The following is a 22,982-nucleotide window of genomic DNA, read 5'->3' on the forward strand; positions in this document are numbered from 1 at the left end:
AAAAATTATGAAACTAATTAAAATAATTGTGATATAAAAATACAAAAAGTGTGAATTATACAAACTGAGATTAAAATTATGTAAAATAACATATCTCTATTTTATGTATAAACAAAACCTCTTCATGCTGTTTTTAGAAAATAAGTCAAAACTAAATATGGAATTTGATTTTTAGGGTTAATTAAATTGAGCTAAAAAATTGTAACAAATTTAAAAAATGACTACTTATTAATAATTGAAAAGTCTTTTGTACTTTTAAAATCTAAAACTTAATAGTACCCTACGCGCAGTCGAAGGTTAAAAATCATACATTCTAATGGCAAACCCGCTAATAAAAATAACCAATATCAAACGAGATTTTGTACTTGGAAATGAAATTGTTTATGTCCTAAAAGGCATTGATTTAGAAATAAATAAAGGCGAATATGTGGCATTAATGGGACCTTCAGGATCCGGAAAATCAACGTTAATGAATTTATTAGGCTGTTTGGACACCCCAACTTCCGGAAATTACATTCTGAACGGAAAAGATGTCAGTCAGATGAAAGATGATGAATTAGCTGAAATTCGCAATAAAGAAATAGGATTTGTTTTCCAGACTTTCAACCTTTTACCCCGAACAACCGCATTAGACAATGTGGCTTTACCCATGATTTACGCCGGTTTTTCTAAATCAGATAGAAACAAACGCGCTACTGAAGTTTTGGAACAAGTAAATCTTGCCGACAGAATGGATCACCAACCCAACCAACTTTCAGGTGGACAAAGACAACGTGTGGCTATTGCGCGCGCTTTAGTCAACAAACCTTCTATTATTCTAGCTGATGAACCTACGGGAAATCTGGACAGTAAGACTTCGCTTGAAATCATGAAACTTTTTGGAGACATACACGCCAATGGAAATACCGTAATTCTGGTAACACACGAAGAGGAAATCGCTGCTTATGCACATAGAATCATACGTTTGCGTGACGGACTTATAGAAAGCGACACCTCTAAATAGTTTTTTCAGGAGCTATTTACTTCGTCAGTTCGCTTCGCTCGTGTCCGGCTATCCGCTTGTATCTCTTTTATCCGGGCTAGAAAATCCAAATTACGATTGCGTTTAAAATTCCAAATAACACCTACCAAAAAATGAAAATCGCTATACTTACCTGCGAAAAACTTCCCAATTTAAATCCCGAAGATCAAAAAATAATCCCTGCATTGGCCAAACATAATATAGAAGCCAGCGCCGCTATTTGGAATGACAAAACCATTGATTGGACTGATTTCGACTATTTAATTTTTCGCAATACTTGGGATTATTTTGAGAAAGAAACCGAGTTTAAAATTTGGCTCGACCAAATAGAAGAGTTGGGAATCAAAACGCTTAACCCCATTGCAGTAATCAAGCAAAACATACATAAGTTTTATTTGCGCGAAATGGAGCAGCAAGGAATCACAATTTTGCCAACCGTTTTTATTGACAAAACAGATAATCTTAATCTTGCTGAGCTAATTCCTTCGCACTGGAAAAAAGTCGTAATAAAACCAGCATTTTCTGCGGGCTCCTATCTCACTGAAGTTTTTGAAATATCGGAAATTCAAGCAATAAGTCAAAAATATAAAAGTATAGCTTCGGAGAAAGAATTGCTATTACAGGAATTCATGCCCGAGATTCAAACGTTGGGCGAAACTTCATTTATCTTTTTCAATAAAAAATTCTCCCACGCGGTAAATAAAAAACCCGTTGATGGCGATTTTAGAGTACAGTCGTTATTTGGAGGAAAGTACAATTTAGTTCAACCAAGTCAGGAACTAATTGAAAAAGCGCAAAAAATTGTTGATACATTCCCAGAGAATTTACTGTATGCCCGTGTAGACGGAATACTGATTGAGGACGAACTCTATTTAATGGAAATTGAATGCATCGAGCCTGATTTATATTTCAATCTAAGTAAAAATTCACTGGAACGATTTGTTGCAGCAATAGTGGAATTAATACCCTAAATTTGTTTTTTTTTAATCAAATAAACGGTAGATGAAAGTATATACAAAGACTGGAGATAAAGGAACAACAGCACTTTTTGGCGGAACCAGAGTCCCAAAAGACCATGCCCGAATTGAAAGTTATGGAACCGTTGACGAATTAAATTCCCATATTGGTCTGATTCGGGATCAGGAAATGAATAGTCATTATAAAGAAATCCTTATCGAAATTCAAGATCGACTTTTTACCGTGGGTGCCATATTGGCTACACCTCCAGAAAAGGAAGTCCTGAAAAACGGTGAATTGCGTTTAAAAAAACTGGGCATTATAGAATCTGATATTGAATTATTGGAAAATGAAATTGACGCTATGGAAGAAGCATTGCCGCCAATGACTCATTTTGTACTTCCCGGCGGGCATACAACCGTGTCATATTGTCATATAGCACGCTGTGTTTGTCGCAGAGCAGAGCGTTTAGCAGTCCATTTAAGCCACAACGAACCCGTTGCTGAAATTGCAATCAAGTACCTAAACCGACTTTCTGACTATCTTTTTGTGTTGGCACGAAAGTTGTCTCATGATTTGAACGCTGCGGAAGTTCAATGGATCCCGAGGAAATAAGATTTTTAATATCAGATTTTTTTTAAACTTATAGATTCATATTTATAGATTGAATAATATTGATTAAAAGATTTAAATACCATCTTTTTTTAAATCAAAAATCGTTAATCTTAAATTAAAAATCAGCAATATTTAAAACGTTCTTAACTTTAATTAAAAATAAATCATTTTTTACTTGTCTTTTTCAGTAAAAAATTTATTTTTGCACAAAACTAAATCGACAACAGATGTATTGGACATTAGAATTAGCATCGTATTTAAGCGATGCCCCGTGGCCTGCTAACAAAGACGAACTTATTGACTACGCTATTAGAGCAGGAGCTCCATTAGAAGTAGTAGAAAACCTTCAATCTATAGAGGATGAAGGCGAGATATATGAATCAATGGAAGAAATTTGGCCAGATTATCCTACAGACGAAGATTATCTTTGGAATGAGGATGAATATTAAAAAGTAAACCAAGAAAAAGTCTCAAAAGAGGCTTTTTTTTTGTTTAAATTTACAGAATTACACAAACAGAAATAAAAACATATTATGAGTTTTATAAACAGTATCATTAAAGTCTTTGTTGGAGATAAATCTCAAAAAGATGTCAAAGCTTTACAACCCTATCTCAACAAAATTAAAACTTTTGAAAATCCTCTAATGTCACTATCTAATGATGAACTTAGAGCACGTACCGTATTTTTCAAAGATAAAATAAAACAAGATCGCGCTGAAAAAGATGCCAAAATCACTGCGTTAAAGCAAGAAGTGGAAAGCATTCAGGATATTGATAAAAGAGAAGATATTTATATCGCTATTGATGCATTGGAAAAAGAAGCTTACGATATCTCTGAAAAAACGTTGATGGAAATTCTTCCTGAAGCGTTTGCCGTTGTGAAAGAAACAGCAAGACGATTTAAAGAAAACACTCAAATCGTTGTAACTGCAACTGCAAAAGATCGTGAACTTTCAGCTGTTAAAAGCTACATCACCTTAGATGGCGACAATGCTATCTGGGCGAATTCTTGGAGTGCTGCCGGTAAAGAAATTACTTGGGACATGATCCACTATGATGTACAATTAATTGGAGGAATGGTTTTGCATGAAGGAAAAGTTGCTGAAATGCAAACGGGTGAAGGAAAAACATTAGTAGCAACATTACCTCTTTATTTAAATGCGTTAACCGGAAACGGAGTGCATTTGGTAACTGTGAATGATTATTTGGCAAAACGTGACAGCACATGGAAAGCGCCTTTATTCGAATTTCATGGTTTAACTGTTGAATGTATTGACAATTATCAACCAAGTTCAGAAGGAAGAAAAAAAGCCTATGATGCTGATATCACTTACGGAACCAACAACGAATTTGGTTTTGACTATTTAAGAGATAATATGGCCCATTCGCCAGAGGATTTGGTTCAAAGAAAACACAATTATGCAATTGTCGATGAGGTCGATTCTGTTTTGATTGATGATGCAAGAACACCATTGATTATTTCAGGACCAGTTCCTCAAGGAGATCGCCATGAATTCATGGAAATGAAACCAAAAATTGAAAACTTAGTTAGTTTACAACGTCAATTGGCTAACGGTTTCTTATCTGAAGCAAAAAAATTAATCAAAGAAGGAAATACTAAAGAAGGCGGATTCTTATTATTGAGAGCCTACAGAAGTTTACCTAAAAATAAAGCTTTAATCAAGTTTTTAAGTGAAGAAGGAATCAAACAATTGCTTCAAAAAACGGAGAATCAATACATGCAGGATAACAATCGCGAAATGCATAAGATTGATGAAGCCTTGTATTTTGTAATTGAAGAAAAAAACAACCAGGTTGAATTGACTGATAATGGAATAAAATTCCTTTCAGGAGATACGGATCCAGACTTTTTTGTACTTCCGGATATTGGAACTGAAATTGCAGCTATCGAAAAGAAAAAACTGGATAAAGACGGGGAGGCAGAAGAAAAAGAAAAATTATTCCAAGATTTCGGTATAAAAAGTGAGCGTATTCATACTTTGACGCAACTTTTGAAAGCATATGCATTATTCGAAAAAGATGTTGAATATGTAATCATGGACAACAAAATCATGATTGTTGATGAGCAAACGGGTCGTATCATGGATGGTCGTCGTTATTCTGATGGATTGCACCAAGCCATTGAAGCCAAAGAAAATGTAAAAATTGAAGCTGCAACACAAACATTTGCAACAGTAACTTTACAAAACTATTTCAGAATGTACAGCAAATTAGGCGGTATGACTGGAACAGCAGTAACTGAAGCGGGTGAGTTATGGCAAATATATAAATTAGACGTTGTTGAAATTCCTACTAACAGAGGAATGGCAAGAAAAGACAAAGAGGATTTTATTTATAAAACGACTCGTGAAAAATTCAATGCCGTAATCGAAGATGTAACCGAGTTATCAAAAGCAGGAAGACCAGTATTAATTGGAACAACTTCAGTTGAGATTTCGGAATTACTAAGCCGAATGTTAAAAATGAGAGGTGTTACGCATAATGTATTGAATGCAAAAATGCACAAACAAGAAGCTCAAATTGTTGAAGAAGCAGGAAAATCTGGTGTTGTGACAATTGCTACTAACATGGCTGGTCGTGGTACCGATATCAAATTATCTGCTGAAGTAAAAGCGGCAGGTGGACTGGCAATTGTAGGAACGGAACGTCATGATTCCCGTCGTGTTGACCGTCAGCTACGTGGTCGTGCAGGACGTCAAGGTGACCCGGGAAGTTCTCAATTTTACGTTTCTCTTGAAGACAACCTAATGCGTTTATTTGGTTCTGAAAGAGTTGCTAAAGTTATGGACAGAATGGGATTACAGGAAGGTGAAGTGATTCAGCATTCTATGATGACTAAATCTATCGAGCGTGCTCAGAAAAAAGTAGAAGAAAACAATTTTGGAGTTCGTAAACGTTTACTGGAATATGATGATGTAATGAATGCACAACGTGAAGTAATTTACAAACGTCGTCGTCATGCCTTGTTTGGAGAGCGATTGAAATTAGATATCGCTAACATGCTTTATGATACTTGTGAGTTGATTATTGACGAAAACAAAGCAACAAATAATTTCAAAAACTTTGAATTCGAATTGATACGCTATTTCTCTATCACTTCTCCGGTTACCGAAAGTGAGTTTTTGAAATTGAGTGAAATGGAATTGACAGGTAAAGTATACAAAGCTACGCTTGAATTCTATACTGAAAAAACAGAAAGAAGTGCAAGAGAAGCATTTCCTATTATAAAAAGTGTTTACGAAGATAAAAACAACCAATTTGAGCGTATTGTAGTTCCATTTACTGATGGAATCAAAACCTTGAATGTTGTCACTGATTTGAAAAAAGCATACGATACTGAAGGTGCGCAACTCGTTGCTGATTTTGAGAAAAATATCACTTTGTCTATTGTAGATGAAGCTTGGAAAAAACACTTACGTAAAATGGATGAGTTGAAACAATCGGTTCAACTTGCTGTTCACGAACAAAAAGATCCTTTGCTTATTTACAAACTGGAAGCTTTCAATTTGTTTAGAGCAATGCTAGACAACGTAAATAAAGAAGTTATTTCATTCTTGTTTAAAGGTGATTTACCGGCTCAAGAGAATCAGCAAATTCAAGAAGCAAAAGAAGTTCGTCAGAAAGAAGACTTTAAATTGAGTAAAGACGAAATTCCAAATAGCGAAAGTGCCAATCGTGAAGCGGGAGAAACGCAACAACGACAAATAACCGAAACTATCGTGAGAGACATGCCAAAAATCAATCGTAATGATAATGTAACTGTTAAACAAGTAGCTACCGGAAAAACGGAAACTATGAAGTTCAAAAAAGCGGAAAGTCTATTATCTTCCGGAGAATGGGTTATTGTGAATGAATAATTCCTTTTTTGTCATTTCGAAGAAGAAGAAATCTAATACTAAAATCCTCAATTACAAAAATAGTTGAGGATTTTTTTATTAAATGATAATTATCATTAAGTTCCTCTTATTTTTGATGTAAATTTGTTCTATAAAAAAACAATAAACTTCTGAAACTTTTTTATTCCATATTGATTTCAACAATTTTACTGCTTCCTTCGTTTAGCAACGGGATTATTTATTTGACTTTTAAAGTTAATCAGGATGAAATTACAAAAACCTTATGTGTCAAAAAAGAAGTAAAAAACAATACCTGCAACGGTAAATGTTATTTGGCAAAACAACTCAAAAAAGCCGCCGAAAAGGAAAAAGAACCCTCTAGCCGTTTAGCAGAAAAACAAGAATTAGTTTACACACATACAACTTTAGAATACAACTTCACTCCTATCAATACAATCGAAAAAACAAGAATGTTGGTTTCGCATTATTGTGAAAAACCAAAATCAGTTTCTGTTTCGATTTTTCATCCACCACTCGTATAATATTTTTTTAGTTCATTTCCATTTCAACACAAATGAAATGTTTTTTTTCATGGCTTAAAGCCAATGAAACCGTAACTAATACATTATAATTTATACAACCTAAAATGAAAACAATATTCATTGCCCTTTTGGTCATTGGACAAATTGCCTATGCGCAAGATAAAACAACAAAAGACACCATAATAACTGAGGTGCTTGAAAATGTAATTGTTACAGCAAATCGAAGTGCCACTTTACGAAAAGAAGTTCCTGTAGCCATAACAAAATTATCTCAAAAATTAATTAATGAAACTAAACCTGCAGCTATTTATGAAATCCTAAACAAAACACCCGGTGTTTTAATGGTTAATTTAGGAAATGAGCAACATTCCATGGCTATTCGACAACCGATGACAACCAACAGTTACTACTTATATTTAGAAGATGGCTTACCAATTCGCCCAATGGGGGTTTTCAACCACAATGCGCTGTTGGAAATCAACCAATTTAACCTTCAAAGCATTGAGGTGGTAAAAGGACCTGTTTCATCTCTATATGGTCCTGAAGCTGTGGGTGGAGTTGTTAATTTTATCTCTGTTCACCCACCAGTAAATCCGGAATTCAAAATTGGTCTTCAAGCCGACCAATGGGGATACAAACGGCTACAGGTAGCTGGTGGTGCAACCGTTGGAAAATTTGGGTTTCATATTGCTGGAATATCCAGTGAACAAAATCATTCTTGGATGACCTTTTCTGATTATAACAAAGATAACTTCAATGCAAGAATTGATTATAACATTAATTCAAAAACACGCTTAATCAGCAACACGATGGTTGGCAAATATTATTCCGACATGAGCGGAAGCGTGAATGAAGATGCTTTTTACAAGCGAACTTACAAAAATACTACCGATTTTACGTATAGAAAATCCGATGCGTTGCGCACCCGATTGACTTTAGAGCGAGACTGGAATGAAAACGGGAATTCTTTTTTGACTGTCTTTCACAGGGATAATAAATTAGGTCAAAATCCTTCCTATGGAATCCGCTGGACGCCGGGAAAAACTACGGCTCGAGGCGAAATTAACTCCAATAACTTTAAGAGTTATGGCATTTTGGCACAACACTCCCAAAAATTTAATTTCTTAAATTCAAATCTAATTATTGGTGCATTATACGACTATTCGCCTAATGATTATAGTTCGTATCAAATAGATTTACAAGCCAATCTTAATGCAGACGAAACTGTAAATAATTATCAAATTCTTGCTGAAAGACCTGATCTTAAACTAGCTGATTATGATGCGAAAATCAAAAACTCGGCGGGTTATTTACAATATAGTTTCAACATAATAGACCAATTAAAATTGACTTTGGGAAGTCGTTATGACCAAATGGATTTAAGTTATGAAAACCATTTGGATAATTCTACAGGAGAAAAAAAGTACAATCGTTTTACAAACAAAATCGGAATTAATTTCAATTTAAACAAAAATATAGGCTTCTACAGTAATTACGCTCAAGGATTTGCACCTCCGAGTGTTACCGCTATTTTTAGAAAAAAACCGGGTACCGGAACAACAACTGTTCCAGCTGCGTTTTATTATAATTTAGAATCTGCAAAGTTTGAAAACTACGAAATTGGAGGTTGGTCTTGTTTGCTTAAAAACAAATTATATCTCGAGTATGCCATCTATTATATGGAAGGCAAAAATGAATTATTAAACATTCGCCAGCCCGACAATTCAACAGATTATCAATCGGCAGGCGAAACCCGTCACAAAGGAATTGAGTTTGCTGTAAACTACAAACCTTCTGAACAATTTGCCATCCGTATTGGCGGAACAGCGGCACAACATACTTTTATTGACTTTAAAGTAAGTGATAAACCAACCGATGCCTTACAAAGATTAGACGGATTTGAAATGCCTTCAGCTCCAAAATGGGTTGGAAACTCAGAGTTGAATTATTACCCAAAATGGTTGCCTAACTTTAGAACTTCTATCGAATGGCAATATGTATCAAGCTACTATCAAAACCAAATCAACACCGTAAAATATGATGGTTACAATGTCTTTAACGGAAGAATTGGCTACCAATGGAAAAACGTTGAGTTTTATACCAACATTATGAACATTACCGATAAATTATATGCTTATAATGTGTCGCGAGGCAATAATGCAACCGACAAATCAACTTATACTGCAGCTGCTCCTCGTACTTTTATGTTTGGATTACAATATCATTTTACTTTAAATAAAAAATAATCACCATGAAAATCAATTATATCTTATTGGCAATCTTGCTGATTACTCCTATAAAAAAAGCTTCTTCACAAACCATAAACACAACTCCAATACCCATTTTGGCGGAAACCAACACAACGACCAGTTGTCCGTTTATAACAAAAAACTCAGAAGGAACTCCGGTAATGAGTTTCGGAAAGGAAACCAAAGAAAAGGAAACTGTTCTTTGTTATGCAGTTTTCAATTCCAATGAAAAAAAATTTCAGACACCAATAGAAATTCAGTCCAGTAAAGGGGTTGAATTACATGGTGAGAATGCGCCTAAAATAATTTTCAAACCCAACAACGAAATCATTGCTGTTTGGGGAGTTGATAATGCTTCCGAAAAGAAAAAATACGGCGGATTGGTTAATTATTCCCAATCGTTTGATAACGGAAAAAGCTGGACAAAAGCAAAACCTTTAGTAAAAGACACTGCCAGTATTGACCAGCGTTATTTTGATATTGATTTACTTCCAAACGGCGAAGTTGCCATTATTTGGTTGGATAACAGAAGTAAAACCGAAGACGAGGGCTCTACACTTTATTACGCGGAAACAAAAGGAACTACCGGTTTCCAGAACGAAAAACTAATTGCAGAAACCGCTTGTCAATGCTGCCGAACGGATTTGTTTATCAGTAAAAACGGCACTATTAATGCTGCTTTTAGAGACATCATAAACAATGAAATTCGTGATATGGTACTTACCTATTCTACTGATAATGGGAAAACATTTTCTGTACCTAAACGCATTAGTCCCGACAACTGGAAAATAAATGGTTGTCCTCATACAGGACCTACAATGACCGAAAATGAAACCGGATTGCATTTTGCCTGGTACACTTCTGGCGGTGGATCGGGAGTTTTCTATTCTAATTCTTCCGATTATGGAAAAACCTTCTCCACAAGAGATATTGTCAGCGATAAACGATCTGCAAAACATCCACAAATTACAATATTAGACAATAAAGAAGTACTGATTGTCTGGGATGAAACCGTAACCGAAGGCGACAATTTAATCGTGCAAATTGGGTTACAGCATCGAAAAAAGAACGGTGAAATTGTATCAACAAAATACATTTCGCCAAAAGACAAAAGTTCCAGTTTTCCTATTATCAAAGCAATCAATAAAAATCAATTTATTGTAGCGTGGAGCCAACAATCAGTCGATGAAAATGTTTTCTATGAAATAGTAGATCTTAATTCAATATAAATCCCCGACTTCAATAAATGATTTTAAAATTAAAGTCATTCTGGAAAAGTGCATTCTATAAATTAAAAAAGACTCCAAAAAAGATAAAAAAACCCTCAATTACGAGAGCAATTGAGGGTTTTTCTATGATTTAAAACTAAAGCTCTATTAAAAAACATCCCTATTTTACATTTTCAGCAAGATACCGTTCTTCAATTCGTTTTATATCTTTTATGGAATTTTTGGCCCAAGCCAAACGCTTTGCTAAAATTTCCTCTTCGGATAAATGCCAATCAATGTTTGAGTTTCGCAATCGATTCGTCAAATTTTGAATAATGATGGCTGCCGAAACCGATATATTTAAACTCTCCGTAAAACCAACCATGGGAATTTTGAGAAAACCATCGGCGCGTTGTAAAATTTCTTCGGATAATCCGTCTCTTTCTGTTCCAAAAAATAAAGCACTCGGTTTCGAAATATCAAAATCTTCCAACAAACAATCATCTTCATGTGGTGTGGTAGCAATGATTTGATACCCTTTACTTTTTAAGGTATCCACGCAGTTCGTAATACTGTCGAAAGTGTTGATGTCAACCCATTTTTGAGCGCCCATTGCAATTTCTTTATCGATACTTTTACCGTAACGCTGCTCGATAACGTTCAATTCCTGAATTCCAAAAATCTCACAACTGCGCATCACCGCACTCGTGTTGTGCATTTGGAAAATATCTTCAACGACAATAGTAAAGTGCTTGGTTCTGTTTTCCAATACTTTCAGAAATTTTTCTTTGCGGTTATCCGTTAAGATATTTTCAAGAAAATTAAGGTAATCGATATCAATCATTGCGGGTTATTTTTTCGGCAAAAATACTAAAAAAGACTAGCTTAAAATAAATATAGTAATTTTGTCATTTCGACGAAGGAGAAATCACATAACTAGAGCAACAAATGTGATTTCTCCTTCGTCGAAATGACAAAATAATAAAAAAAATTCCATGAAAAAGAAACTAGTAGTCCTAACCGGAGCAGGAATTAGTGCCGAAAGTGGCATAAAAACTTTTCGTGACAGCGATGGACTTTGGGAAGGACATAACGTTATGGATGTTGCAACACCGGAAGGCTGGCATAAAAACCCGGCTTTAGTGTTGGATTTCTATAATCAAAGACGAAAACAACTCAAAGAAGTACATCCTAATTTAGGCCATCAAATTCTCGCTGAATTAGAAAATCACTTTGATGTTTTCATCATTACTCAAAATGTAGATGATTTACATGAACGTGCAGGAAGTTCCAATGTTTTGCATTTGCACGGCGAATTATTAAAAGTAAGAAGTACAAAAAATCCAAATTATATACTGGATTGGCAGGGTGATTTGAATTTTGGTGATCTAGATGACGACAAAAATCAATTGCGTCCTCATATTGTTTGGTTTGGAGAGGAAGTTCCTGCTCTTGATCAGGCAATAACAATCACTCAAAGTACCGATTATTTTGCTGTTATCGGGACTTCATTACAAGTGTATCCTGCGGCGGGATTAATTGATTTTACAACGCGGGAAACGCCTATTTTTTATATTGATCCAAAACCCGTAAAAATTCCAAATCTCCGAAATCCATTGGAAGTAATTCCAGAAGTAGCATCCGAAGGAATGAAAATACTAAAAAAGAAGCTTATAGAGTTTATTTAAAAAACCATTCGTTTTCTAATTTGTCTCGAAAGGTTTATATTTGTGCCTTTCGAACAAACAACTAAACAATGACTACTTTAAACGAATTGAATGCTATATCGCCAATCGACGGAAGATATAGAAACAAGACTATTTCGCTGGCTCCATTTTTCTCTGAAGAAGCTTTAATCAAATACCGCGTATTGGTTGAAATTGAATATTTCATTGCTTTGTGCGAAGTGCCTTTGCCACAACTAAAAAACGTAAACCCGAATTTATTCGAAAGCTTACGTGACATTTATAAAAATTTCTCTACTGAAGATGCACTTTGGATAAAAGAAACGGAAAAAGTAACCAATCACGATGTAAAAGCGGTAGAATACTTTATCAAAGATGCTTTTGAAAAATTAGGTTTATCAGAATACAAAGAGTTCATCCACTTTGGATTGACTTCTCAAGATATTAATAATACGGCAATTCCGCTTTCTACAAAAGAAGCTTTCGAGAAAGTATACATGCCTTCTTTGATTACTTTAACTTCAAAACTGAAAGATTTAAGCGTTGAATGGAAGGATATCCCAATGTTAGCTCGTACCCACGGACAACCAGCTTCTCCTACGCGCTTGGGCAAAGAAATTGGTGTTTTTGTAGAACGTTTAGAAGAGCAAATGCGTTTGTTGTTCAACATTCCTTTTGCAGCTAAATTTGGTGGCGCAACGGGAAATTACAATGCGCACCATGTGGCGTATCCTCAAATTGACTGGAGAAAATTTGGAGGAAAATTTGTTGAAGAAAACCTAGGTTTACACCACTCCTTCCCTACTACACAAATTGAACATTACGATCATTTCGCAGCATTTTTTGATGCGTTGAAGAGAATAAATACGATAATCATTGATTTAGACCGAGACATTTGGACGTATGTTTCGATGGAATATTTCAAGCAAAAAATCAAAGCTGGAGAAATAGGCTCTTCAGCGATGCCACACAAAGTAAACCCAATTGATTTTGAAAATTCAGAAGGGAATTTAGGAATTGCCAATGCGATTTTCGAACATTTATCTGCTAAATTACCATTGTCAAGATTACAACGTGATTTAACAGACAGTACGGTTTTGAGAAATATTGGTGTACCGATGGGACATACGATAATCGCTTTTGAAGCTACTTTGAAAGGATTAAACAAATTGTTATTGAACGAACCAAAATTCCACGAAGATTTAGAGAAAAACTGGGCCGTTGTTGCCGAAGCGATTCAAACTATTTTACGTCGCGAAGCCTATCCTAATCCTTACGAAGCATTAAAAGGATTAACAAGAACCAATGAAGCGATTGACAAAAAAGCGATTCATGGTTTTATCGCAACCTTAGAAGTTTCAGATGAGATTAAAGCAGAATTGATGCAAATCACTCCGAGTAATTTTTTAGGAATCTAAATTCTTAAAACGATTTCAAACAATTATAAAATCCCGTTGACAAGAACAATAACTTCTTTTCAACGGGATTTTTATTGCTAAAAAAATCATAAAAAGCAGTATTTAGCTAAAATTACACTTTGAAAATTAAAGTTTTTTCATATCTTACCACTATCCACAAAACCTTTAAAATACACGTAAACGCCTATGAATACAGCAGAAACAGTAGCAAATGCATCACACCACTTACAACCTTTAATTAGTGATTTAGGATTAATTCTGATAACTGCCGCAGTTGCAGTTTTGTTATTTAAAAAAATAAAACAACCTCTGGTTCTGGGCTATCTAATTGCAGGATTTTTAGCTGGAAATCATTTTGATTTTTTCCCTTCTGTAAAAGATATCAAAAGTGTAGAAGTTTGGGCAGAGATTGGGGTAATCTTTTTATTATTTAGTTTAGGTCTGGAATTCAGTTTTAAGAAACTGATGAAAGTGGGCGGAACTGCATCTATTACTGCTGTAACACAAATTATTGCGATGGTTGCCATTGGTTATTTAGTAGGCCAATGGATTGGCTGGAAACCCATGGACTGTATCTTTTTAGGAGTTATTCTTTCCATTTCATCCACAACCATTATTCTAAAAACGTTTGATGAACTGGGCGTGAAAACACAAAAATTTGCAGGAATAGTTATCGGCTCCCTTATTGTTCAGGATATTGTCGCTATTTTGATGATGGTTTTGCTTTCCACTATTGCGGTTAGCCAACAATTTTCAGGTGGTGAATTACTCCAATCCGTTTTTAAACTCATCTTTTTCTTGACAATATGGTTTGTTGGCGGTATCTTTTTCATCCCAACTTTGCTCAAAAAAGCAAAAAGCTTATTGACGGACGAAATGTTGTTAATCATCTCACTTGCTTTGTGCTTGATGATGGTAATTCTGGCAGCTAATGTAGGTTTTTCTCCCGCTTTAGGAGCTTTCATCATGGGATCCATCATTGCCGAAACGACTCAGGCAGAACACATCGAACATTTAGTTAAACCTGTTAAAGACCTATTCGGAGCTGTGTTTTTCGTATCCGTTGGTATGTTAATTAATCCAGATACATTGTCAAAATATGCTTTGCCTGTCGCTATTTTGACATTCGTAGTGATTATAGGACAATCCATAAGTTCAACAATTGGTGCTTTACTTTCAGGACAACCGCTGAAACAATCGGTGCAAACCGGAATGAGTTTATCTCAAATTGGGGAATTCTCCTTTATTATTGCAACACTGGGAATGACATTGAATGTAACCAGTGATTTTCTCTATCCAATTGTAGTGGCTGTATCAGCAGTGACCACTTTTACGACTCCTTTTATGGTGAAATTCGCTACCCCTTTTTCGGAATATCTAGAAAAAAAAATGCCTCGAAAATGGACTAAAAGAATTGAACGTTATAGTGCCAATGCCCAGTCCATAAAATTAGTAAGCAACTGGCAAATAGTTGTACGCGCTTTTCTGACTCAGGTAATAATCCACTCCGTGATTATTGTTGCTATTATTCTAATTTCATCTAAATTTATTCTACCATTAGTTAAAGAATCTCAATTTGGAAATGCACTTGGTGCATTGATCACTTTAATAATAATATCCCCTTTTTTATGGGCACTTTCATTGCGACGCGTAGCTGTTAAAGAAGTAGCTATTTTAAGAGAAGAACGTAAATATCGCGGACCAATTCTGATGATGATTTTACTGCGAATGGTTTTGACTCTTTTTTATATTGGATTCTTATTAAATATCTTTTTCTCTCCTGGAATCGCTTTTATAGTACTGATTGCCGCTGTAGTAGTTTATTTTGTTTTTCCAAAAAAGCTAAATGCACAATATCACAAAATTGAAGATCACTTTTTGAAAAATTTAAACGCCCGAGAACTTAAAAAAGCGGTAAGAAGTCGTAGTGATTTAACACCCTGGGACGGCCACATGACAACTTTTGAAATAGCCGCAACCTCAAATATTGCAGGGAAAACATTAGAAAAATTAGGTATTCGGGAGCAACTAGGAATCAACATCGCTTTCATAAAGCGTGGAGAAATCACTATTAATATCCCTAGTAAAAACGAAAGATTATTTCCGGGAGACGAAGTTTGCGTCATTGGAACTGACTCACAAGTGGCAGCATTTAAAAAATATTTAGACCAACATGAAATTGATGTTTCACCAATGGCAGCTGAATCTGATATTGTTTTACAACAGTTAGAGCTAATAAATGAAGCCTTTATTGGAAAAAGTATACGTGATTCAGAATTACGTGAAAAAACACGTGGCTTGATTGTTGGTTTGGAAAGAGGCGGAAAAAGAATTCTCAATCCGGAGTCAAAATTGATTTTAGAAAAAAAAGATATTCTTTGGATTGTCGGCAATAAAAAACTGTTAGCGAATCTTTCCAAAAACTAAACAAGGAAATTTATATTTTATAATTCTATTTTGGCAATCAAAAGAAGTCTTTCATTGAATTCCGTCTGAACGAAATTTTTAGATTTTGTTTTGACGGGATTTTCTGTTTATTAAATAAGAATATGGTAAAATGGGCTTTTGAATGTTATTCTATTATTAAAATCAAGCATTATTTTATATCTTTCAACAAGTTTTCATTCCTTAAATAACATTGTAAATCAATCAAATAACACTTTAAAAAAAAGCTTAAAATAAATTTTATGTCAAAGAATAAAATCTTAATCCTATTTTCCCATCCATTATTCGAAAAATCACATGCGAATAAAGCTTTGGTGGAAAACATTCCCGATTCAGAAAACATCACTTTTCATGATTTATATGAGGAATATCCGGATTTTGATATTGATGTAAAACACGAACAAGTTTTGTTAAGCCAACACAACATCATTATTTGGCATCATCCTATGTATTGGTATAGTTGTCCGCCACTTATGAAACAGTGGATTGATATGGTACTGGAACACAACTGGGCTTATGGAAAAAAAGGGAAAGCCTTGCAGGATAAAATTATTTTTCAGGTAATTACTACAGGTGGTAACAAGGAAAATTATTGTGAAACAGGTAGTGATCGTTATAGTATTCTTGAATTATTGGAACCGTTTAACCAAACAGCAAAAGTCTGTAATATGACTTATTTACCTCCTTTTGTCATACATGGGACACATAATATGGCCAAGGAAGATTATGAAAAAAACGGTTTGATTTATGGTTATTTTCTTGACTATTTAGAGAATAATAATTTAGATGCAGATGAAATTTTGCAATACCATTATTTAAATGAATGGTTTGCCACAATAAAAACTTAACATGGATACGAATTTTCTACTTCAGGCAATTATTTATTTAACAGCGGCAGTTATTTGTGTGCCTATTGCTAAAAAATTAGGCTTGAGTTCTATTTTAGGCTATTTATTAGCGGGAATAATCATTGGTCCTTTTGTTCTTGGTTTTATCGGTCAGGAAGGCCAGGATATAATGCATTTCGCCGAATTTGGCGTAGTGATGATGCTTTTTTTAATTGGTCTTGAATTAGAACCAAGCAAGTTTTGGAAAATGCGGAAATTCATTCTTGGAATGGGTTCCATGCAACTAATTGGAACCACAATCATACTATTTCTCGGATGTCTTCTTTTTATGGACTGGAAATGGGAAACTACATTAGCTATTTCGCTAGCACTTGCATTATCTTCCACTGCAATTGTATTGCAAACCTTAAAAGAAAAAGGATTGTCAAATACGTCAGTGGGACGCTCCTCTTTTGCCGTTTTACTTTTTCAGGATATTGCCGTAATTCCAATTTTAGCTTTTTTACCTCTTTTGTCAACGGTAAATCTTGAAGCGACAAATGATGCGCCACAATCATTAATTACAGGTTACGCCAGTTGGCTACAAACATTAATTGTACTTGGAATTATTTCGATAATTTACTTTGCTGGTCGCTTTTTATTTGTACCGCTATTGCATATTATCGCAAAAACTCGCTTGCAGGAATTGTTTACTGCTTCAGCATTACTTTTGGTCGTTGGTGTTTCGTACATGATGCAATTGATTGGATTAAGTCCTGCGCTTGGTGCTTTTATGGCCGGTGTCGTACTTGCCAATTCCGAGTTTCGTCATGAATTAGAAGGCGATATTGCGCCATTTAAAGGATTACTTTTAGGTTTATTCTTTCTGGGTGTAGGTGCCTCAATAAACTTCCAATTAATTATTGACAATCCACTATTTATCTTTGTTTTTGGAGCGATTTTAACTTTAGTGAAATTCGTGGTCTTATTTCTGACTAGTAGATTTTATAAAAAGAAATTGGATCAAAATCTACTGTTTGCATTTGGTTTGAGTCAAGCCGGAGAATTTGGTTTTGTGATTATGAGTTTTTGTATGCAATTGAATATTATACCCAATATTTTAGCAAATCAAATTATGGCAGTAATTGCCATGAGTATGGTTGCCACACCTTTTCTGCTACTAATAAATGAGCGAATAATTTATCCTAACACCAGAATTCAGGAAAAAGAAATAAAAAAAGATAATGATTTTATTGATGAGGATAATCCCGTTATCATAGCTGGTTTTGGACATTTCGGAAGTACCGTTGGCCGTTTATTAAGAGCTAACCAAATAAAATCAACCATTCTTGATTATGATTCAGACCGAATTGATTTATTACGAAAAATGGGGTTCAAAGTCTATTATGGAGATGCTACCCGATTAGAACTATTGAAAGCAGCGGGTTGTGAGAATGCGAAAATTTTTATTGCCGCCATAGATAATCCAACAGTAAATTTGCAAGTAATTGAAACCTTAAAGAAACACTTTCCAAATTTAAAAATCTTAACCCGTGCCCGAAATCGAAATGATGCCTATGAATTAATCGATCATAAAGTCGAACATATATACAGGGAAACTTTATACAGCGCAGTTAATATGGGTGTTGATGCATTGGTCGAATTAGGCCTTCGAAAATATACGGCAACCAGACAAGGTCAACAATTTATAAAATACGATGAAATCACCACACGTAAACTGGCCGAAAAACGTCATGATAAAATGGCGTATATGATTACAATTAAGGAAGAAATTGAATTACAAGAACAATTATTAAAGAGTGACATCTATTCCCAAGTTGCGGCAACTAATCACAGTTGGGACAGTCAACATTTGAAAAACAATCTGGCGGACTTGTCTGACTCATCTGAATTACAAGACTAAAGTTTACGCCAATAAAAAAAGGCATAATTAATTCCCTAAAACGGAATTAATTATGCCTTTTTTTTATGATTTTAAGCGATAAATTATCTAGAATAATTCGGAGCTTCTTTAGTAATCGTTACGTTATGAGGATGACTTTCGTTGATTCCGCTTGCAGTAATACGAACGAAACGACCCGTTTCTTGTAACGTTGGAATATCTTTTGAACCACAATATCCCATTCCGGCACGAAGACCACCAATGAATTGTTGCATACTTTCGTTCAATTCTCCTTTATAAGGAACACGACCTACAATTCCTTCTGGAACCAGTTTTTTCACATCATCTTCCACATCTTGGAAATAGCGATCTTTTGAACCTTCTTGCATCGCTTCAACAGAACCCATTCCGCGGTATGATTTGAATTTTCTTCCTTCGAAAATAATAGTTTCTCCAGGAGATTCCATTGTTCCAGCCAGTAAAGATCCCAGCATCACACAATCAGCTCCTGCAGCAATTGCTTTAGGAATATCACCTGTGTAACGTATTCCACCATCAGCAATTACTGGAACTCCAGTTCCTTTAATCGCTGCAGCTACTTCAAGAACAGCTGAAAACTGTGGAAACCCAACACCAGCAACTATACGAGTAGTACAAATAGAGCCCGGCCCAATTCCTACTTTCACACCATCAGCACCATTTTCGACAAGATATTTAGCTGCTTCAGCAGTGGCAATATTACCAACAATAACGTCCAATTCCGGGAATTTAGCTTTCACTAATTTTAGAACATCGACAACTCCTTTTGTATGTCCGTGAGCGGTATCGATTATCACCGCATCTACTCCAGCGTTAACCAAAGCAGTAGCTCTTTCAACAGCATCTGCAGTTACACCTAATGCAGCAGCTACACGTAAACGTCCGTATTTGTCTTTATTTGCATTTGGTTTTTGGGTTAATTTCGTAATATCCCTAAACGTAATTAAACCAACTAATTTATAATCCGCATTTACTACTGGAAGTTTTTCGATTTTATATCCTTGCAAAACTACTTCGGCTTGTTCAAGAGAAGTACCTTCGGCAACTGTTACCAAGTTCTCACTTGTCATTACCTCAACGATAGGTCTTGTATTATTTTTTTCGAAACGTAAATCTCTATTAGTAACAATACCTTTCAGTTTTTTATTTTCATCGACAATTGGAATACCTCCAATTCCGAATTCTTTCATAGCGTTTTTAGCATCAGCGACTGTAGAAGTCAATGGCAAAGTAACCGGATCGATAATCATTCCTGATTCAGCGCGTTTTACTTTACGCACTTTAGCAGCTTGTTGCTCGATAGTCATATTTTTATGCAAAACGCCAATTCCTCCCTCTTGTGCCATAGCAATTGCCATATCACTTTCGGTAACGGTATCCATAGCAGCAGACACGATTGGAACGTTAAGCGTTATATTTCTTGAAAATTTTGATTTGATACTCACGTCGCGAGGAAGAACCTCTGAGTAATTAGGAACTAATAGTACATCATCGTAAGTTAATCCTTCGCCGATAATCTTAGAATTGTGTGCGATCATTGCAATTTGTAGTTGTAGTTAAATTGCGTGCAAATATACATAATCTTAAGCGAAAAAACCACTACTTTTTACAATAAATGATTAAATTGCATTTCATTGATTATTTCAACACCTAATAACTAAGCCTGATTCTTTGCTATTCATAAAATCCTAGCTTTTTTTGATATGACAGAACCGCAACAACAAATAAAAGGGCTTTCCAATGATGAAGTTTTGCAATCAAAAGCAAAACATGGTCCTAATTCCTTAGCTCATCAGGATACAAATACTTTCTTAACGTCTTTAATTGAAATGGTTAAAGAACCCATGTTTTTATTGCTTTTGACCGCAACCAGCATTTATTTTATTACAGGAGACTTTGGTAATGGAATTTTCATGACAGTAGCTATAGTATTGGTTTCTACAATATCACTTTATCAGGAATCAAAAAGCAGAAACGCAATTGAAGCCTTAAAAAAATTATCGCAGCCTAAAAGCAAAGTCATTCGCAATAGCAAAATTATAGAAATCCCTAGCGAGGAAATTGTCCTGGGTGATTTCATCCAAACGGAAGAAGGCACCTTTATCCCGGCTGACGGAATCATTATTCAATCCAATGATTTTTCTGTAAACGAATCCGTACTCACAGGAGAATCCCTAGCCGTTTTTAAAAACGAATCAGCTCAAAACAATCAGGTATTTCTGGGAACCATTGTCACTAGTGGTTTAGCAATATGCGAGGTAACAGCAATTGGCAACCAAACCCAATTGGGGAAAATAGGCAAAAGTCTGGAAACGATTATCGAAGAAAAGACGCCTTTGCAAATGCAAATGGAAAACTTTGTTAAGAAAATGTCGCTTATCGGCTTAGTGATTTTTGGTTTTGTTTGGGTAATCAATTTTTATAATTCCAAAGATGTTCTAGACAGCCTGTTGAAAGCATTAACCTTGGCAATGAGTATTATTCCCGAGGAAATTCCAGTTGCCTTCACCACATTTATGGCTTTGGGAGCCTGGCGATTGATGAAAATGGGGGTTATTGTCAAGCAAATCAAAACAGTGGAAACTCTTGGAAGTGCGACTGTCATTTGTACAGATAAAACAGGAACCATTACCGAAAACAAAATGAGTCTGGCGCAATGGTATACTTTATCTGACAATATCATAAATGAAGATAACAACACAAAACTCAAAAGTAATGAGATAGAGCTTCTTAGCTTCGCCATGTGGGCCAGTGAACCTATTCCGTTTGACGCAATGGAAATTGCATTACATGAAGCGTATTCAAAATTAGAAATTTCCGACGAACGAGCCAATTTCAAATTAATCCATGAATATCCATTAGGCGGAAAACCTCCCATGATGACACATGTTTTTGAAAACCAAAATGGAACTAGAATCATTGCAGCCAAAGGCGCTGCGGAAGCATTAATTGCATGCTCTAATCTATCCGAAAAAGAAACGCAACAAATTATTGCCGCAATGACAACTATGGCAATGGAAGGATTCCGCGTTCTGGGTGTTGGCGTTGCTAAATTTTCAGGAACTGATTATCCTAAAAAACAACAGGATTTCTCTTTTACTTTCAAAGGACTAGTCGCTTTTTATGACCCGCCAAAAGAGAATATAAAAGCCGTTTTTGAAGCATTTTATAAGGCTGGCATTCAAGTGAAAATAGTTACAGGTGACAATGCTGCGACAACAGCCACTATAGCCAAACAAATTGGTTTTCAAAACGCAGAAAAAACACTCAATGGAGATGAATTAATGGCTATGGACGACGCTACTTTGAAAGAAAAAGTAATGGAAACTGCAATTTTCACAAGAATGTTTCCTGAAGCCAAACTCAAAATCATAAAAGCACTGAAAGAGAACAATCAAATTGTAGCTATGACTGGCGATGGAGTCAATGACGGACCAGCTTTAAAGTCAGCGCACATAGGAATTGCAATGGGTAAAAAGGGAACCGAAATCGCCAAACAAGCCGCCAATCTTATCCTTATTGATGATGATTTTTCAAAAATGATTGATGCCATTGCCATGGGCCGTAAAATATATAATAATCTAAAAAAAGCGATTCAATACATTATTTCCATTCATATTCCAATTATCATGATTGTCTTTATTCCTTTGGCTTTAGGATGGATTTATCCCAATATTTTCTCTCCGGTTCATGTCATTTTTCTGGAAATAATTATGGGGCCTACCTGTTCTATAATTTATGAAAATGAACCCATGGAGCGCAATTTGATGCTACTCGAACCAAGACCATTCACCACTACTTTCTTTAAACTGAAAGAAATAACAATAAGTATTATTCAAGGGCTTGTAATTACGTTGGGGCTTTTATTTGTCTACCAATATTGTGTCGCTGACAATTGCTCCGAAAGCTCCACAAGAACTGTTGTATTCCTCACTTTGATTGCTTCCAATATTTTCTTGACACTCACCAACCGCTCTTTTTACTATTCAATATTTACAACTTTACGTTATAAAAATAATTTAGTTCTGATGATTATTGGCGCAACCATTCTAATCACTGTTTTATTGCTGTTTGTTCCTTTATTTTCGCATTTTTTCGAGTTCAAAAGGGTTTCTGGCTTTCAAATTTGCCTGAGTATTTTAGTGGGATTTGTTTCGGTACTTTGGATAGAAATTTACAAAGGATTTAAACGACAAAAAATCAAATAAAAACCAAT

Annotated in this window: 16 protein-coding genes; 14 read left to right on the forward strand and 2 right to left on the reverse strand. The window is 35.2% G+C overall.

Annotation, left to right across the window (positions count from 1 at the left end; genetic code table 11):
• Positions 1 to 316 precede the first annotated feature (316 nt).
• The 8 genes from ACM55F_RS08465 (at position 317) to ACM55F_RS08500 (ending at position 10,470) form a co-directional block, all read left to right on the forward strand.
• Positions 317 to 1,003, forward strand: a complete 687-nt coding sequence (locus ACM55F_RS08465; protein WP_416853369.1) for an ABC transporter ATP-binding protein — start codon at positions 317 to 319, stop codon at positions 1,001 to 1,003.
• Between the two features lie 131 nt (positions 1,004 to 1,134).
• Positions 1,135 to 1,992 (forward strand): ATP-grasp domain-containing protein, encoded by an 858-nt coding sequence (locus tag ACM55F_RS08470; protein WP_416853370.1) that lies wholly within the window; start codon positions 1,135 to 1,137, stop codon positions 1,990 to 1,992.
• A 31-nt stretch (positions 1,993 to 2,023) separates the two neighbouring features.
• Positions 2,024 to 2,593, forward strand: coding sequence for a cob(I)yrinic acid a,c-diamide adenosyltransferase (locus tag ACM55F_RS08475; RefSeq protein WP_416853371.1), 570 nt, complete (start codon positions 2,024 to 2,026; stop codon positions 2,591 to 2,593).
• Positions 2,594 to 2,820: 227 nt separating this feature from the next.
• A complete protein-coding gene (locus ACM55F_RS08480; RefSeq protein WP_007138072.1) occupies positions 2,821 to 3,042 on the forward strand; it encodes a DUF2795 domain-containing protein in 222 nt (73 codons plus the stop codon).
• A gap of 84 nt (positions 3,043 to 3,126) precedes the next feature.
• Positions 3,127 to 6,471, forward strand: coding sequence for a preprotein translocase subunit SecA (gene secA, locus ACM55F_RS08485; protein WP_416853372.1), 3,345 nt, complete (start codon positions 3,127 to 3,129; stop codon positions 6,469 to 6,471).
• 170 nt (positions 6,472 to 6,641) lie between these two features.
• Positions 6,642 to 6,992, forward strand: coding sequence for a hypothetical protein (locus ACM55F_RS08490; protein ID WP_416853373.1), 351 nt, complete (start codon positions 6,642 to 6,644; stop codon positions 6,990 to 6,992).
• A gap of 104 nt (positions 6,993 to 7,096) precedes the next feature.
• Complete coding sequence (locus tag ACM55F_RS08495; protein ID WP_416853374.1) at positions 7,097 to 9,238, forward strand: TonB-dependent receptor; 2,142 nt, start codon at positions 7,097 to 7,099, stop codon at positions 9,236 to 9,238.
• 5 nt (positions 9,239 to 9,243) lie between these two features.
• Positions 9,244 to 10,470, forward strand: coding sequence for a sialidase family protein (locus ACM55F_RS08500; RefSeq protein WP_416853375.1), 1,227 nt, complete (start codon positions 9,244 to 9,246; stop codon positions 10,468 to 10,470).
• A 160-nt stretch (positions 10,471 to 10,630) separates the two neighbouring features.
• On the opposite strand, the gene ACM55F_RS08505 is transcribed toward ACM55F_RS08500, so the two are convergent.
• Positions 10,631 to 11,293: a TrmH family RNA methyltransferase gene (locus ACM55F_RS08505; RefSeq protein ID WP_416853376.1), complete on the reverse strand. Its 663-nt coding sequence runs from the start codon at positions 11,291 to 11,293 to the stop codon at positions 10,631 to 10,633.
• Positions 11,294 to 11,444: 151 nt separating this feature from the next.
• On the opposite strand from ACM55F_RS08505, the gene ACM55F_RS08510 reads away from it, so the two are divergent.
• The 5 genes from ACM55F_RS08510 (at position 11,445) to ACM55F_RS08530 (ending at position 18,748) form a co-directional block, all read left to right on the forward strand.
• Entirely contained in the window at positions 11,445 to 12,137 is a 693-nt protein-coding gene (locus tag ACM55F_RS08510) for an SIR2 family NAD-dependent protein deacylase (protein WP_416853377.1), read from the forward strand.
• A 68-nt stretch (positions 12,138 to 12,205) separates the two neighbouring features.
• Positions 12,206 to 13,552 carry an adenylosuccinate lyase gene (gene purB / locus ACM55F_RS08515; protein ID WP_416853378.1) on the forward strand — a complete coding sequence of 449 codons (1,347 nt, stop codon included), beginning with the start codon at positions 12,206 to 12,208 and terminating at the stop codon, positions 13,550 to 13,552.
• A gap of 186 nt (positions 13,553 to 13,738) precedes the next feature.
• Positions 13,739 to 15,979, forward strand: a complete 2,241-nt coding sequence (locus tag ACM55F_RS08520) for a cation:proton antiporter domain-containing protein (RefSeq protein WP_416853379.1) — start codon at positions 13,739 to 13,741, stop codon at positions 15,977 to 15,979.
• 260 nt (positions 15,980 to 16,239) lie between these two features.
• On the forward strand, positions 16,240 to 16,845 hold the full coding sequence (locus ACM55F_RS08525; protein WP_416853380.1) for an NAD(P)H-dependent oxidoreductase: 606 nt from the start codon (positions 16,240 to 16,242) through the stop codon (positions 16,843 to 16,845).
• A 1-nt stretch (position 16,846) separates the two neighbouring features.
• Positions 16,847 to 18,748: a monovalent cation:proton antiporter-2 (CPA2) family protein gene (locus tag ACM55F_RS08530; RefSeq protein WP_416853381.1), complete on the forward strand. Its 1,902-nt coding sequence runs from the start codon at positions 16,847 to 16,849 to the stop codon at positions 18,746 to 18,748.
• An 83-nt stretch (positions 18,749 to 18,831) separates the two neighbouring features.
• On the opposite strand, the gene guaB is transcribed toward ACM55F_RS08530, so the two are convergent.
• Entirely contained in the window at positions 18,832 to 20,304 is a 1,473-nt protein-coding gene (guaB, locus tag ACM55F_RS08535; protein WP_416853382.1) for an IMP dehydrogenase, read from the reverse strand.
• 165 nt (positions 20,305 to 20,469) lie between these two features.
• On the opposite strand from guaB, the gene ACM55F_RS08540 reads away from it, so the two are divergent.
• Positions 20,470 to 22,974 (forward strand): cation-translocating P-type ATPase, encoded by a 2,505-nt coding sequence (locus tag ACM55F_RS08540; RefSeq protein WP_416853383.1) that lies wholly within the window; start codon positions 20,470 to 20,472, stop codon positions 22,972 to 22,974.
• Positions 22,975 to 22,982 lie beyond the last annotated feature (8 nt).

Origin of the sequence: Flavobacterium melibiosi, from assembly GCF_048158545.1 — a bacterium.
Classification (GTDB): domain Bacteria; phylum Bacteroidota; class Bacteroidia; order Flavobacteriales; family Flavobacteriaceae; genus Flavobacterium; species Flavobacterium melibiosi.

Bases quoted from the DNA above. Each gene is read 5' to 3' on its own strand.
- ACM55F_RS08465 (WP_416853369.1), top strand. From the start codon at position 317: ATGGCAAACCCGCTAATAAAAATAACCAATATCAAACGAGATTTTGTA.
- ACM55F_RS08470 (WP_416853370.1), top strand. From the start codon at position 1,135: ATGAAAATCGCTATACTTACCTGCGAAAAACTTCCCAATTTAAATCCC.
- ACM55F_RS08475 (WP_416853371.1), top strand. From the start codon at position 2,024: ATGAAAGTATATACAAAGACTGGAGATAAAGGAACAACAGCACTTTTT.
- ACM55F_RS08480 (WP_007138072.1), top strand. From the start codon at position 2,821: ATGTATTGGACATTAGAATTAGCATCGTATTTAAGCGATGCCCCGTGG.
- secA (WP_416853372.1), top strand. From the start codon at position 3,127: ATGAGTTTTATAAACAGTATCATTAAAGTCTTTGTTGGAGATAAATCT.
- ACM55F_RS08495 (WP_416853374.1), top strand. From the start codon at position 7,097: ATGAAAACAATATTCATTGCCCTTTTGGTCATTGGACAAATTGCCTAT.
- ACM55F_RS08500 (WP_416853375.1), top strand. From the start codon at position 9,244: ATGAAAATCAATTATATCTTATTGGCAATCTTGCTGATTACTCCTATA.
- ACM55F_RS08505 (WP_416853376.1), bottom strand. From the start codon at position 11,293: ATGATTGATATCGATTACCTTAATTTTCTTGAAAATATCTTAACGGAT.
- ACM55F_RS08510 (WP_416853377.1), top strand. From the start codon at position 11,445: ATGAAAAAGAAACTAGTAGTCCTAACCGGAGCAGGAATTAGTGCCGAA.
- purB (WP_416853378.1), top strand. From the start codon at position 12,206: ATGACTACTTTAAACGAATTGAATGCTATATCGCCAATCGACGGAAGA.
- ACM55F_RS08520 (WP_416853379.1), top strand. From the start codon at position 13,739: ATGAATACAGCAGAAACAGTAGCAAATGCATCACACCACTTACAACCT.
- ACM55F_RS08525 (WP_416853380.1), top strand. From the start codon at position 16,240: ATGTCAAAGAATAAAATCTTAATCCTATTTTCCCATCCATTATTCGAA.
- ACM55F_RS08530 (WP_416853381.1), top strand. From the start codon at position 16,847: ATGGATACGAATTTTCTACTTCAGGCAATTATTTATTTAACAGCGGCA.
- guaB (WP_416853382.1), bottom strand. From the start codon at position 20,304: ATGATCGCACACAATTCTAAGATTATCGGCGAAGGATTAACTTACGAT.
- ACM55F_RS08540 (WP_416853383.1), top strand. From the start codon at position 20,470: ATGACAGAACCGCAACAACAAATAAAAGGGCTTTCCAATGATGAAGTT.